The organism is Exiguobacterium sp. KKBO11, assembly GCF_001644945.1.
GTDB lineage: Bacteria > Bacillota > Bacilli > Exiguobacteriales > Exiguobacteriaceae > Exiguobacterium_A > Exiguobacterium_A abrahamii.
In genome coordinates, this window is sequence record NZ_LUCU01000011.1 from 1,247,807 (window position 1) to 1,260,418 (window position 12,612).

15 protein-coding genes are annotated in these 12,612 nt (G+C 50.4%); 12 read left to right on the forward strand and 3 right to left on the reverse strand.

The features are described from left to right. The first annotated feature begins 452 nt into the window (after window positions 1-452). The 8 genes from AYO36_RS06540 to AYO36_RS06575 all read left to right on the forward strand — a co-directional run bounded on the left by AYO36_RS06540 (window position 453) and on the right by AYO36_RS06575 (window position 8,371). A complete protein-coding gene (locus AYO36_RS06540; protein ID WP_064299848.1) occupies window positions 453-1,211 on the forward strand; it encodes an SDR family oxidoreductase in 759 nt (252 codons plus the stop codon). 116 nt (window positions 1,212-1,327) lie between these two features. After that, window positions 1,328-2,242: a methyl-accepting chemotaxis protein gene (locus AYO36_RS06545; RefSeq protein WP_231884657.1), complete on the forward strand. Its 915-nt coding sequence runs from the start codon at window positions 1,328-1,330 to the stop codon at window positions 2,240-2,242. A 159-nt stretch (window positions 2,243-2,401) separates the two neighbouring features. Beyond that, window positions 2,402-3,919 carry a nickel ABC transporter substrate-binding protein gene (nikA, locus tag AYO36_RS06550; RefSeq protein WP_064299849.1) on the forward strand — a complete coding sequence of 506 codons (1,518 nt, stop codon included), beginning with the start codon at window positions 2,402-2,404 and terminating at the stop codon, window positions 3,917-3,919. Beyond that, complete coding sequence (locus tag AYO36_RS06555) at window positions 3,919-4,854, forward strand: ABC transporter permease (RefSeq protein WP_064299850.1); 936 nt, start codon at window positions 3,919-3,921, stop codon at window positions 4,852-4,854. Before nikA ends, AYO36_RS06555 begins: the two co-directional genes overlap by 1 nt. Next, window positions 4,851-5,678 (forward strand): ABC transporter permease, encoded by an 828-nt coding sequence (locus AYO36_RS06560; protein ID WP_064299851.1) that lies wholly within the window; start codon window positions 4,851-4,853, stop codon window positions 5,676-5,678. The genes AYO36_RS06555 and AYO36_RS06560 overlap by 4 nt, the downstream gene beginning before the upstream one ends. Next, complete coding sequence (locus AYO36_RS06565; protein ID WP_064299852.1) at window positions 5,626-6,372, forward strand: ABC transporter ATP-binding protein; 747 nt, start codon at window positions 5,626-5,628, stop codon at window positions 6,370-6,372. The genes AYO36_RS06560 and AYO36_RS06565 overlap by 53 nt, the downstream gene beginning before the upstream one ends. 35 nt (window positions 6,373-6,407) lie before the next feature. Beyond that, entirely contained in the window at window positions 6,408-7,088 is a 681-nt protein-coding gene (locus AYO36_RS06570; protein ID WP_197484508.1) for an ABC transporter ATP-binding protein, read from the forward strand. After that, window positions 7,082-8,371 (forward strand): MATE family efflux transporter, encoded by a 1,290-nt coding sequence (locus tag AYO36_RS06575; protein WP_064299854.1) that lies wholly within the window; start codon window positions 7,082-7,084, stop codon window positions 8,369-8,371. Before AYO36_RS06570 ends, AYO36_RS06575 begins: the two co-directional genes overlap by 7 nt. A 40-nt stretch (window positions 8,372-8,411) precedes the next feature. On the opposite strand, the gene AYO36_RS06580 is transcribed toward AYO36_RS06575, so the two are convergent. Then, window positions 8,412-9,011, reverse strand: a complete 600-nt coding sequence (locus tag AYO36_RS06580) for a TetR/AcrR family transcriptional regulator (protein ID WP_064299855.1) — start codon at window positions 9,009-9,011, stop codon at window positions 8,412-8,414. Between the two features lie 110 nt (window positions 9,012-9,121). On the opposite strand from AYO36_RS06580, the gene AYO36_RS06585 reads away from it, so the two are divergent. Next, a complete protein-coding gene (locus AYO36_RS06585) occupies window positions 9,122-9,649 on the forward strand; it encodes a hypothetical protein (protein ID WP_058703384.1) in 528 nt (175 codons plus the stop codon). A gap of 17 nt (window positions 9,650-9,666) precedes the next feature. Here the strand turns inward: AYO36_RS06585 and AYO36_RS06590 are convergent, their stop codons facing one another. Then, window positions 9,667-10,050 carry a hypothetical protein gene (locus AYO36_RS06590; protein WP_023468358.1) on the reverse strand — a complete coding sequence of 128 codons (384 nt, stop codon included), beginning with the start codon at window positions 10,048-10,050 and terminating at the stop codon, window positions 9,667-9,669. Between the two features lie 145 nt (window positions 10,051-10,195). On the opposite strand from AYO36_RS06590, the gene AYO36_RS06595 reads away from it, so the two are divergent. Beyond that, window positions 10,196-10,603 carry a hypothetical protein gene (locus AYO36_RS06595; RefSeq protein ID WP_023468357.1) on the forward strand — a complete coding sequence of 136 codons (408 nt, stop codon included), beginning with the start codon at window positions 10,196-10,198 and terminating at the stop codon, window positions 10,601-10,603. Window positions 10,604-10,628: 25 nt separating this feature from the next. On the opposite strand, the gene AYO36_RS06600 is transcribed toward AYO36_RS06595, so the two are convergent. Continuing rightward, window positions 10,629-11,198 carry a recombinase family protein gene (locus AYO36_RS06600; protein ID WP_064299856.1) on the reverse strand — a complete coding sequence of 190 codons (570 nt, stop codon included), beginning with the start codon at window positions 11,196-11,198 and terminating at the stop codon, window positions 10,629-10,631. A gap of 199 nt (window positions 11,199-11,397) precedes the next feature. Here AYO36_RS06600 and AYO36_RS06605 point away from each other — a divergent pair, with 199 nt between their 5' ends. Next, on the forward strand, window positions 11,398-11,871 hold the full coding sequence (locus AYO36_RS06605; protein ID WP_064299857.1) for a hypothetical protein: 474 nt from the start codon (window positions 11,398-11,400) through the stop codon (window positions 11,869-11,871). Further along, the gene (locus tag AYO36_RS06610) at window positions 11,861-12,583 is read left to right on the forward strand and encodes a nucleotidyltransferase domain-containing protein (protein WP_231884658.1); all 723 of its coding nucleotides are present in this window, start codon (window positions 11,861-11,863) and stop codon (window positions 12,581-12,583) included. Before AYO36_RS06605 ends, AYO36_RS06610 begins: the two co-directional genes overlap by 11 nt. Window positions 12,584-12,612 lie beyond the last annotated feature (29 nt).

Sequence of the window (12,612 nt, forward strand, 5' to 3'; positions counted from 1 at the left end):
GTATCTTTGAAACCAAACGATCCGTATTATATCTGTCCTGTGTGTGGATGCAATAAACTTGAAGATCCACCATATTATGAACACTTTGCGGGGAGTAACGAAATTTGTCCATGCTGTGGTTTCGAGTTCGGTGTAGATGATTTCGACTGCGTGGAAATAGACATGAAACAGTTGTCAGACGAAGAAATCATAAAACAAGCACACGAAATCTATCGACAAAACTGGATCAATCATCAATTTAGATTATTTGATCCGAGCAAGTTCCGAGAATCGGAGAAATCCGGAAACCGGCTCAACGTTGATGTCGCATTGAAACAATTGCAACGCATTAACTGCAGGACCTGACGAAAATCGTCGGGTCTTTTTTTCATGGAATCGACACGACGTTTGACTAAACTAGAGCCTTTTTCGTGAATAGATTAGTATCACGATAAACGAAAGGATGATTCATGATGCGACTAACAGGTAAAACGATCATCGTCACGGGAGCTGGCTCAGGAATGGGTGAAGCCATGGCCAAATTGTTTGCACAAGAAGGCGCACGGATCGTCGCAGCGGACATTCGGTTGGAAACTGTTGAACGGGTCGTCTCTGACATCAAGGAAGCGGGTGGAGAAGCGATCGCTGTTGTAAGTGATATCGCCAAACCTAACGCAGCAACAGAACTCGTCCAACAAGCGCTTGAGGCTTACGGCAAACTGGACGTTCTCGTCAACAATGCTGGGATCATGGACGGAATGGAGGGAGTGGAAGACATCTCCAATGAACGCTGGGATCATGTTTTCGCCGTCAATACGACGGGAACGATGCGTCTGATGCGCGAAGCGGTCAAGCATTTCAAGGAAGTAAAAGGTGGTGTCATTCTGAATAACATCTCGATTGGCGGTCTGAACGGTGCCCGAGCAGGAGCAGCCTATACCGCTTCCAAACATGCCGTCATTGGTTTGACGAAGAATACAGCCTTCTTTTACGCCGGAGAGGGGATCCGCTGTAACGGGATCGCTCCTGGAGCCGTCGAGACGAACATCGGACAATCGATGACGAACCTGAATGAATTCGGGATGGGTCGCGCGATGCTCGGCATGGGACTCAATCCACGTGCCGGTCAACCGGATGAGATCGCAAAATTGGCATTGTTCCTCGTGTCTGACGAGGCGAGTTTTATTAACGGGGCGATCGTCGTCGCCGATGGTGGATGGAGTGCGTATTAAAAATCGTATCTTATTTACTAGATTACAGTTTAAAATGGCAGGAACCTGTCGATATAAGGGATAATATGACAATAGGAGCATTATGACCTTGAGTTTGAATCCAGGGAGGAATCGGCATGTCGATGCAGGAACAAGCAGCACACGTCACCGACACACAAGTCATTCGAGCAATCGAGCAAAATCTGGCAATCATCCGCTTTGACGATCGACGGAAAGTCGCATATGTCAACGAGTTGTTTGCCCGGACGATGGGGTATGAAGTGGAAGAGCTAATCGGTAAATACCACCGTGATCTTTGCTTTCCAGCGTACGTCAACAGTCCGGATTATGAGTTGTTTTGGCGCAAATTGATGCAAGGCATCACCTATCAGGACAAGATTGAACGCCGTGCTGCCGATGGGCAACAAAAATGGCTCGAAGCGACGTATATGCCGATCTATTCGGATGACGGGCGCCGGGTCGTCGGTGTCTCAAAAATTGCATCGGACATTACGATTCGCCAACAGGAAGTCTTACGGATGGCAGCTGAACTCAACGAGACATCCGCGTTCTTGACGGTCAAATCGGAGAGTGGTCGTCAGGACGGTCTGAACGTGCTGGCGACCGTCCAACAAGTCGAGGCGGAATCCGTCGAGAATCTGTCGAGCCTTGTTGCCTTACGAAAGGATGCGAACTCGATCACCGACATCGTGAAGACGATCCGTGATATTGCAGCGCAGACGAATCTGCTCGCCTTGAATGCGGCAATCGAGGCGGCACGTGCAGGTGAACATGGGCGCGGGTTCGATGTCGTCGCGACCGAAGTCCGAAACCTGTCGAACAAAGTGTCCCACTCAATCGGGGAGATCAAGAACAACATTGAAGGGATCGTTGAGCGGATTGAAGATGTTTCGCACAGCATCGAGCGCATTTCGTCTAAGGTCAAGGACAGTACGGGTCAACTCGAACATACGGTCAGTGAGTTTGATCAATTGGCTGATTCAGCGAAACAACTCGAGCGTCAGGCAAAACAATTCGTCCATGTCTTATGACACACATCGATACCGGATCACACGAGCTGTTCGCTTGTAGTTGATTCGGTATTTTTTGATGGCGAATTCAATATAGAGAAATAGAAAAGACGCTTGTTAAATCGGAATCGTTACGATATGATGTAAAACGTAATTATTCCGAATTAAAGGTGGAGAACAATGTCTACATATAAAACTGCGAGCCTCATCGGTAGTGTCTTCCTCGGTTTGACACTTGCCGGTTGTGCTGCTTCTGATAAGCCACAAGAACAAAACCATTTGACGTTCGTCTATAACTTCGCGACACAATCGCTCGATCCGCATCGGGACAGCAGTTATGTTCCGCTTCGCGCAGGGGTGACGGAGACGCTCGTCCGTCTTGATGACGAACGATTGACGGTCGAGCCGTGGCTTGCGAAAAAATGGTACTACGAAGGAAAGCGAACATGGCGGATCGTCTTACAGGAAGACGTGACGTTCCATAATGGGAAACAACTTGATGCGGCAGCCGTCAAATCGTCTCTCGAACGCTCAATCGACGAAAATCCAGGTGTCAAGAATGCCTTGAATATCGAGACGATCAAAACGGACGGACCCGATCTGCTCATTCAAACGAAGACGACGTATCCAGAGTTCATCTCGGAACTCGTCAATCCGAACACAGCAATCATCGACACGAAAGCGAGCGGGGTGACGAAGGAACCGATGGGAACCGGTCCGTTCCAAGTCGAGCGGTTCGCTCCGGGAACAAAAGTCGAGTTAAAACGTTTCAAGTCCTATTGGCAAGAACAAGCGAAACTTGATTCCGTTGATTTTGTCTTCAACGAAGATGCTGGCGCACGGACGAACGCTTTGCGTGCCGGACAGGCGGACATCGTCTATCGACCGGAAATCGAGAGTGTCAAGCAGTTGAAGTCTGAAGGGTTGACAGTCCAAGCGACGGATACGTTCCGTGTCCATCAGTTGACAATGAATGTCGCGAACGGTCCGATGCAATCGCTTGAAGTCCGACAGGCAATGGATGCTTTAATCAATCGAAAGCAACTCGTTGATCACGTCCTCCAAGGATATGCGGTGCCAGCGCGTGGTCCGTTCCTATCGTCATTCCCATTTGCTCCGAACTATCCGCAACAAGTGCAGAAGACGCCTGAGGAATGGCTGAAACAAGCCGGTTATACAAAACAAAACGGACGGATGCAAAAGGACGGTCGTCCTTTAAAACTGACGTTATTGACGTATGCGGCTCGACCAGACCTGCCGTTGATCGCCCAAGTCATTCAAGATGACGCGAAAAAGATTGGTGTCGCGATCACGATTAAACAGATCGATGTCCCAGAAGAATACATGGCGAGTAACCGGGACTGGGATATCGCGACGTACAGCAATCTGACAGCGCCGCGTGGAGATGCTGGATATTATTTGAACGCGACCTATCATCCGAACGGGGGACTGAACTTCAGTCGTGTCGCGGATCCGAAGTTGACGAAACAGATCGAGACGTTAAATGAAACGATTCAGATCGAGGGGCGTTCACGGCTTGCGGAGCAAATCGCGCGATATGTCGACGAGAAACGCTACAATAGCTTCTTGCTCCATCCTTCAACACTCGTCGCCTATGACAGCAAACGCGTCAAAGGATGGAAAACGGAAAAGAGTGAATACTACATGATCACGAACATGTTGCAGGTGACCGATTGATGCGTTCGATCGTCAATCGACTGCTATCGCTGAGTCTATTCACTCTACTCATTACGTTCAGTTGTTTTGTCTTGTTACGGTTACTACCGGGTGATCCGGTCTTGACGTTATTGAATATCGATGAATTATCAGCAACGCCCGAACAAATCGAGGCCGCGCGCCGTGAATTAGGATACGATCAGCCGATGCTCGTCCAGTACGTCCGTTGGCTGCAAGACATACTCACCTTACGTCTCGGAAACTCGTTACAGACGGGGCGACCGGTCATCGAGATGTTGCAAGAGAGTTATCTCGTGACGGCGGAACTAGCACTTGGCGGCCTTACCATCACCTTATTGATCGCCTTACCCCTTGGGGTCGGGAGCGCCTTGACGACGCGCCAAAGCGTCGTCCGTCTCGCCCACCTTGTTAGCATGAGCGGAGCGGCCGTGCCAGGCTTTTGGATCGGTCTGTTGCTCGTCGATCTGTTTGCCGTCCGTCTCGGGTTGTTACCTGTGATGGGACGGGAAGGGATGACGTCACTCATACTCCCGGCTCTATCACTCGGCTTTCCGCTTGCGAGCGTCTATATTCCATTGATTCGACTGAATCTACGCCGTGAACTGAACCAACCGTACATCGAATTGGCACGGATGCGTGGGATATCTGAGCGGACGATCCTTTGGCGTTATGCGCTACGCGGCAGTTTGCCACCGGTCCTGTCCGTGTTCGGTCTGACGCTCGGCAGTCTTGCTGGAGGTGTCGTCGTCCTCGAAGTCTTATTTGCTTACCCGGGCGTCGGGAAGTTGATGGTCGATGCGATCCTACAACGTGATTACCCACTGATTCAAGGGTACATCTTGCTGACGACAGGAATCATTCTCGTCCTGCATCAAGGTATAAGATCGCTGAACCGAACATTACGACCAGATTGGCAGAAGGGAACACACACATGAAAAAAAGATGGCTCATTTTCGGAGGATGTCTACTACTGTTTATTTCATATACCGTATTTATCAACCCTTTTGATACAAACGTAGCGAAAAGACTTGAGCCTGCTTCATTCGAGCATTGGCTCGGAACAGACGGTCTAGGACGAGATTTCGCAGCTCGTCTTTTTTTAGCTGGTTTGATATCCTTAGGTTTCAGCCTGCTTACTGTGTTGCTCACAGCGTGCATCGGTACCTGCCTTGGTTGTCTAGCTGGCTTTTATGATGGACGTCTCAAGCGGTGGATTCATCGGTTAGAAGATGGTCTCGTGATTTTTCCAGACACCGTTCTAGCACTCGTTATTGCCGGACTATTTGGTGCTAGTCCTCAAAGTTTGATCTTTGCGATATTACTCATCAAATGGATTTCCTACGCGCGATTAAGTGAGACACTCGTGACCGAGACGATGCAAAAGCCATACATCAGCATGGCACGCATCAACGGGTTAACAGACAGGATGATCTTACGACGCCACATCCTTCCGACTATCATTCGGCAAGTCGTCGTGTTAATGAGTTTGGATGTCGGCAAAGTCATCTTATTCTTATCGGCGTTCTCTTATATCGGGCTTGGCGTCCAAGCACCACTGCCAGAGTGGGGAGCGATGTTGAACGAAGGACGTCCTTATTTCAGTTCGGCACCCCGGCTCATGCTTTTGCCAGGTGCGTGCATCGTCTTGACCGTCGTCGCGACGATGGGATGGACGCGGTGGATGAAGAAAAAAGGAGGACACGTAAATGATTCAGATTCGGAGCTTACACGTTCGGGCGAAACACGTCCTTCTGCATGACGTGAATCTATCGCTACCGGCTCACCAATTCATTTGTCTCGTCGGAGCGAGCGGGAGCGGTAAGACGCTCTTGCTGAAACGATTACTGGATCGATTGCCGGACGGGATGTCGTCGAAGGGAGAAGTCATCTCGGACGAACCCCTGCGACGTGGTCTCGATATCGGTTACATACCACAGCAGTATACCGATGCGTTTCTTCCGTTTTTAACGATGCGTCAGATGTTACGGGATACATATCGCGCACATGGGCGCAAGATCAATCATCCTTATATCGATGACGTCTTGCGAACACTTGAGTTGGACCCGACCTGGTTGGACCGATATCCAGGAGAGTTGAGCGGTGGGCAATTGCAACGGTTTGCGATCCTGTTTGCCGTTGCCTTAAAACCACGGTTGATTTTAGCGGATGAATTAACGACGGCACTCGATCCCGTCTTGACACGTCGTTTACTCGACTGGTTGACCGAATACCAACACCAGTACGGGGCAACGATTTTGTTCGTCACCCACGAATTAGGACCTGCCTTACATTATGGGGAGCAACTCGTCTTAATGCAGGATGGACGAATCGTCGAGACGGGAACACCACAGATGATCGAGCAAAGTCGTCATCCGTTCACGATGAGCTTGATGCAAGCGCATCGTACATCACTGGAAGAAAGGAAGAGTTCATGTCACCAGTCTTATCCGTAACAGATCTTACTTATCAGATAAAGGGTCAGTCTATCTTGTCGAATATCTCATTTCACGTGACGAAAAAGGCGTCGATTGGCATCATCGGGGAGAGTGGGAGTGGCAAGACGACACTCGGACGATTGATTCTCGGTCTGCTCAAACCCACGCATGGTTTGATTTCCTTACATGAAAAGGCTTTTCCGAGTGGGCACCGAAACGAGCGACGAGCTATTCAAGCCGTCTTTCAACATCCTCTCGCTTCCTTTAACCCAGAATGGACGGTGCGGGAATCGATTCTTGAACCGTTTCGTCGGCATCGTCCGATCTTGCGGCATTTCCCAGCGACGTCAGAAGAAAATCTCATTACAGCCCTCGCACTTGCTGTCGGGGTCGAGGAGCAGTTATTCGATCGAGTGCCCCATCAATTGAGTGGGGGACAAATTCAGCGTGCCGCGATCGCCCGCGCGATTTCGATTGAACCCGACATCATCGTGATGGATGAGCCGACGACGGGACTTGATGTCGTCTCTCGGGCGCAGATCATCGAGCTACTGGAACGCTTGCAGCAGACACTCGGTGTCAGTCTTGTATTGATCTCGCACGATATTGATTTCATCCGGCGCCTCTGTTCGGAAATACTCGTCTTACGTGACGGTCGCGCTGTTGATTTGATTGATCGATTGGAATCAGGTGGTGCGTATACCCAACGATTCGTCGAGGCCGGAACATGGTGAACGCACAACCGACCCACAAAACGTACTGGTTACTCGCTTATCCGCTGATTCTCTCAAGTATTGCGACACCCTTGCTTGGTGTGACCGATACCATCGTCATCGGTCAATCCGGTGATCCGCGGGCGATCGGCGGCATCGCCGTCGGAGCCGTCTTCTTCAATACGATTTACTGGTTGTTCGGTTTCTTAAAAGTGAGTACGACAGGATTCAGCGCCCAAGCAAGTGGGGCGAATGACGTGCACGCCTTACGGACGTCGCTTTACCGACCGCTGTTTCTAGCAGCTTGTATCGGTCTGCTTATCCTGTTGTTCCGACAGCTGCTCGAGCAAATCGGACTGTACTTACTTGCACCACCCGCTGACTTGCTAGATGCGGTCAAGACGTATATCTCATACCGGATGATCGGCGCACCGTTCGTGTTGATGGGTTATGCGTTACTCGGCTGGTTGATTGGTACCGGTCAAGTCAAGCACGCCTTGTTCGTCCAATTGTTCAGTACAGGAGTCAATGTCGTTCTCGATATCGGATTCGTCTACAGATTGGATGGCGGTGTTGCTGGAATCGCGGTTGCGACCGTCATCGCGGAGATCAGCATCGTCGTCTGTAGTCTGTACCTGATTCGTGGTCATTTATCGATGACGCGTGATGAATGGCGTGCCTTGACGGCATGGCAAGCCTATCGTCAATTCTTTCAAGTCAATCGTGATTTATTCATTCGCACGATTTTCCTTCTACTCGTCACCGGCTGGTTCACACGTGCTGGTGGACAATTCGGACCGGATATCCTCGCAGCCAACGCGATCCTGCTACAAATCCAGTATTTGATTTCTTACTGGTTCGGTGGACTCGGTCATGCGTCAACGGTTCTCGTCGGTCGGGCGAGAGGACATCAAGATCAGGCAGGATACCGGACGAGTGTCCGTTTGGCACGGACGTTCGGATTCTACTCGGTCGTCTTCTGGTCACTGGTGCTCCTCTTCCTTGAGACACCGCTCCTTCAGTTGTTCACTTCAGAAGAGGCAATTCTAGACGCGGCGCGCGATTATTACTTCTGGATCATCATCTTACCGCTCCTCGCCGGTTGGGCGATGATCTACGAAGGAATCTTTGCCGGGCGGGTTGAAGCAACACCCGTTCGGAATTCGATGATTCAAGCAGGAATTGGTTTTGCGGTCGTCCTCCTGCTGACACCGACTTTTGGAAATCAGGGCGTCTGGGCAGCGTTTTTGACGTTCTTCTTGATTCGCTCCTTATCGTTGATTCTCGTAGAAGCAAGACGATGAAAAACCCGCTGTTTCCCTCGCGCGCAAAGGGAACAGCGGGTTATTTGTCGTCGATCGCTAAAGGACGGACGAAGAGGGCGTTCAAGTGATGGACGAGCACATGACGCAGGCGTTCTTTTGGTAATCGTTCTGGTCGAAACAGAGCATGAAAGGCTAACCCGTCAACGAGTGCTGCGAGCCGTTCACTCTCAAGCTCAATGTCTAAACCTGCTCGGAGTGTACCGTCCGGAATCTGTGTCAACAGTACTTGAACCATATGGTAGATATCATCCGGATTTTCCGCCGCTTGCGATGTATACGCGGACATCATGAATTGAAACCAGACCTGCATCTCGAGCTGATGCTCGGGTGCATAAGGTAAGACCTCAAGTAAGACGTCACATAACGTTTCTTCCGGGGTTCCTCCTTTCTCGAAAATGGTTGTGATGCGTGCTTGGACCCGTTCTTGGACGAGGTCCATCGAGAAGCGGAGCAACTCGTCCTGGGTCGTGAAGTAATACCGTAAGGCACCCAGTGAGAGTCCCGCTTCCTTGGCGATCGTCCGGACACTGGCTTGTTCAATACCGACTTGAGAAATCGTGCGCCACGTCGCTTCGGCGATGAGGCGTTTGCGTTCTTCGTGATTGACTTGTTTTGGCATGTCTCAAGTATATCATCTTTTTTAGCACGAATGTATTAAAAAGACTAGTCAAGCGATGAAAGAGGTGTTATCTTTATGATACAGTCGTATTAAAAAAGGAGAGGATTGATATGCAACTCGTCGCGTGGGCAATCGTCTGTTGTGAGATTCTATTTTGGGTATTCATTGTCGCCGGACTGATCGTGCGTTATGGATTCAGGCGAGAGAAGCTTGGTTTTCGATTGATGGCGATGTCACCGGTCATTGATATTGTCTTACTGGTCTTAACGGTGTTTGACTTAAGTCGCGGCAGCACAGCGACGATCGCGCACGGACTTGCTGCGATCTATATCGGCGTCTCACTCGCCTTCGGGAAACAGATGATTGCCTGGGCGGACGGGATGTATCGCCGGTTCATCCTGCGAGAACAAGTATCACGGGAGCGAATTTCAAAGGCACGTAAAGAGCGAAACGGGTTCTATCGGCACGTGCTGGCATTTTTAATTGGTGGGACGTTACTCGGTGCGATGATTTTGTGGCTGGGAGATGCTGAGCAGACGGAGAGTCTCTTACGGACGTTACAATTGTGGGGACTCGTCCTCGTGATCGATGGGGTCATCTCAATGAGTTATACGGTCTTTCCGGCTCGATCCAAATGAAAAACGAACCTTGTCTGTCAGCGGTCGACAGTGAAGGTTCGTTCCCGAATCGTATTCGTATGGACTTGTTTGCGGGCGTCGATCGAATCCCGAATGTGGATTATGTAGCGACGTCCTTTTTTGTATCCAGTGCGCGGCGGTTTGATTCGGATCTCTTTGCCGTCAAGGACTTCAATCTCCGTTTGCATCCGCTCACCGTTCGAATCCGTCACGGTGACTGTTCGGTTCGAGACTTGCTCCTTCCGTAGCCCTTTCGCATATTCGATGTCGAAGGTATGGTACGAGGAGATGGAGCGGGCACGCGATTTGAAGTGTGGCTCGTCCGTCCGTTCGTCGAGGGTGCAGTAGCAACCCGTGAACAAAAGACTCGCCGAGAGGAGTATCGAAAATAGATGTTTCACGAAAACGCTCCTTTATGTATTTGGTAATTTTAGTATAAGACAAATTTTGGGTTACGACAATCCTTCTTGAGACCGAGTCGTTGATATCTATTAAATTCAAGCAGGTCCATGCTATAATCGACCGAGAGAAAGGAAGCGATACACCATGCCAGTACAACCAGACCAACGCGAGATCATCGTCTCGATTCGGACGAGTTATGATTTTAAAGCGGATACCGGTCGCGCAATCCGCGTCATCGAGTTTCACGGACGCCGGACGACACTGTTCGATACGTTCGAAGCGTCATCACCGAAACGGATGATCTTGATCGAGATGATTCGTGCCGTCCAATCGTTCAAGGAACCCTTCCACATCATCTTCAACGTCGAATGTAACTTCGGTTTCAAGTATTTGACGGATCAGCGGAAATGGGAAAACCGGGATGTCGGGAATACGTTCCTCGACTTGATTGAACAAGGTGGTCATACGTATGAATTACGAGACAGCTCGTTCTATGAAGGCGGAAAAGCCCTCCAAAAATGGCTCGGCAACACCTTAAAGCAAAATAGCTGAAAAAAAGGCTGATTCCATGATGGAGTCAGCCTTTATCCGTTGCATCGATTGTCTCGCTTTCGAGATATCGGTACAACGTACTTTTACTAATACCGGTCTGTTCGCGGATGTCAGCGAGTGAATAGTTTTTACTTTGATACATCGCGATCGCGCGGCGGACATTTTCATCCGGCTTCCGCGGTCGACCGGTCTGCTTTCCTTGTTCTTTTGCTTTTGAGAGTCCGGCACGTGTCGACATGCTGATGACGTCACTTTGCAGCTGGACCAGGTGGCGTGCCGTTTCAAGAAACGACAAGGAGGCACGCTCGCTCGTCCGAATCTGTTCGCGGAGTGACCACAGCGTCGCACCGCGTGTCTCCATGTGCTCGAGCATCTCGATCAAGTGCCGCGTCGAGTCTGCTAAGATGTAGAGATGCGTGACGATGACTTCGTCTCCCGTCTGAAGGGTCTCGAGCATCTGTTCTAATTCCGTCCGTCGTTTGGCCGAATCATGCGTCTCGATGACACGTGTCGTCACATCAATCTTGTCGGCTTCCTCTTGTTGCGTAGAACAGTCTGGATCATCCGGATAGGGTCTCATGTAGAAATATTGCATGAATGGAGCTCCTCTCTGTCGATCACGATCGACGTCAGTTCCTCATCAGTATACCGTATTCTCACCTCCGTGCCCCAGAAAACCGAAAACATGCCTTTCTTCTCATGTTCGTATCGACTAATTTGTGGTAAATTGAGTGGAAGTAAGTTTCTCGGACTCATCCCGATACCATTCATTCTTTTTAAATGAGGTGCTCATCATGAACAAAGAAGATCATCAACTCGCCCGTCAGCTCTTGACGACCTATTTCATCGGTACACAATTAGCGACGGTCCATGTCGCAGGCTACGTCACGCTCGAATTCATCAATTTGTTCGATACGACTGCGCCTGAACTACGACTTCGGATCGAGACGGATCGTCTGTTTTATGGCGATGTCGAGACGACACAGGACTGGGTCGTCCGCCATGCGACGAAGGAAGAGATGTTACACTTGATCGTCTCGCTTCACGCGGAACGCATCACCGGTGTCCGGATCGGAAAGACGGCACCGCACTTATTCCTAACGTTTAGCAACGGACAAACGCTCGTCTTGAACGGATCGGATACATATTATGAATCGTGGGCGATCGATATCGGTCTCGCACCACACCGAGCCGACGCGACGATCGTTGCCGTACCGGGTGACGAACTGGCCGTCTTCTCCAGAATCGGTGAACAAGTTGAAGACTAAGTGGACACGCATGGAGTGGTGCGACTGGATCATGCCGCTCGTTGCGTCACGGTACCCGAATCACTGTGCTGTTTTACTTGCCGGCAGCCATACGCGAGGGCAAGCGACCGCACAATCAGATGTCGATGTGATCATTTTTGAAGCAAGTCGAGGTCAGGCGTACCGGGAGTCGTTCATCCATGACGGTGTCCCGGTCGAAGCATTCGTCCATTCCTTTGAGACGATTCAGTCGTTTTTCGAGAGTGACCGGGAACGTGGTCGCCCGTCCCTGCAACGAATGATTGCTGACAGTTGGACAATCGAGGATCATCCGCGACTTGCATCTATCCGTCAGGAAGCCGTTCAACAATTGGCGGACGGACCGATTGCGTGGACGACTTCGGAACAAGAGCGCGCACGTTATTTTTTAAGTGATATGCTCGACGACTTCGAGAGTGTGACGAACCGCGCGGAAGGTCTAGCGATTGCGTCACGTTTATATGAACAGAGCATCGAGTTCGTCCTTCGCGCCAATCGTCGCTACATCGGGCAAGGGAAGTGGGCGATCCGTGCTCTTGCGGAGTTTGACGAAGACTATGCTAGTCGACACACAACGGCATTCGAGTTGTATTATCAATCGGATGACCGACGAGAGGTCGTCGCGTTAGTCGATGATTATCTCGCACCATTCGGCGGGCGTTATTTTGACGGCTTTACGCTCGGGAAACGATAACAAGCAAAAGGAGGTACGCTTTCGGATCA

Bases quoted from the DNA above. Each gene is read 5' to 3' on its own strand.
- AYO36_RS06540 (WP_064299848.1), top strand. From the start codon at position 453: ATGCGACTAACAGGTAAAACGATCATCGTCACGGGAGCTGGCTCAGGA.
- AYO36_RS06545 (WP_231884657.1), top strand. From the start codon at position 1,328: ATGTCGATGCAGGAACAAGCAGCACACGTCACCGACACACAAGTCATT.
- nikA (WP_064299849.1), top strand. From the start codon at position 2,402: ATGTCTACATATAAAACTGCGAGCCTCATCGGTAGTGTCTTCCTCGGT.
- AYO36_RS06555 (WP_064299850.1), top strand. From the start codon at position 3,919: ATGCGTTCGATCGTCAATCGACTGCTATCGCTGAGTCTATTCACTCTA.
- AYO36_RS06560 (WP_064299851.1), top strand. From the start codon at position 4,851: ATGAAAAAAAGATGGCTCATTTTCGGAGGATGTCTACTACTGTTTATT.
- AYO36_RS06565 (WP_064299852.1), top strand. From the start codon at position 5,626: ATGATTCAGATTCGGAGCTTACACGTTCGGGCGAAACACGTCCTTCTG.
- AYO36_RS06575 (WP_064299854.1), top strand. From the start codon at position 7,082: ATGGTGAACGCACAACCGACCCACAAAACGTACTGGTTACTCGCTTAT.
- AYO36_RS06580 (WP_064299855.1), bottom strand. From the start codon at position 9,011: ATGCCAAAACAAGTCAATCACGAAGAACGCAAACGCCTCATCGCCGAA.
- AYO36_RS06585 (WP_058703384.1), top strand. From the start codon at position 9,122: ATGCAACTCGTCGCGTGGGCAATCGTCTGTTGTGAGATTCTATTTTGG.
- AYO36_RS06595 (WP_023468357.1), top strand. From the start codon at position 10,196: ATGCCAGTACAACCAGACCAACGCGAGATCATCGTCTCGATTCGGACG.
- AYO36_RS06600 (WP_064299856.1), bottom strand. From the start codon at position 11,198: ATGCAATATTTCTACATGAGACCCTATCCGGATGATCCAGACTGTTCT.
- AYO36_RS06605 (WP_064299857.1), top strand. From the start codon at position 11,398: ATGAACAAAGAAGATCATCAACTCGCCCGTCAGCTCTTGACGACCTAT.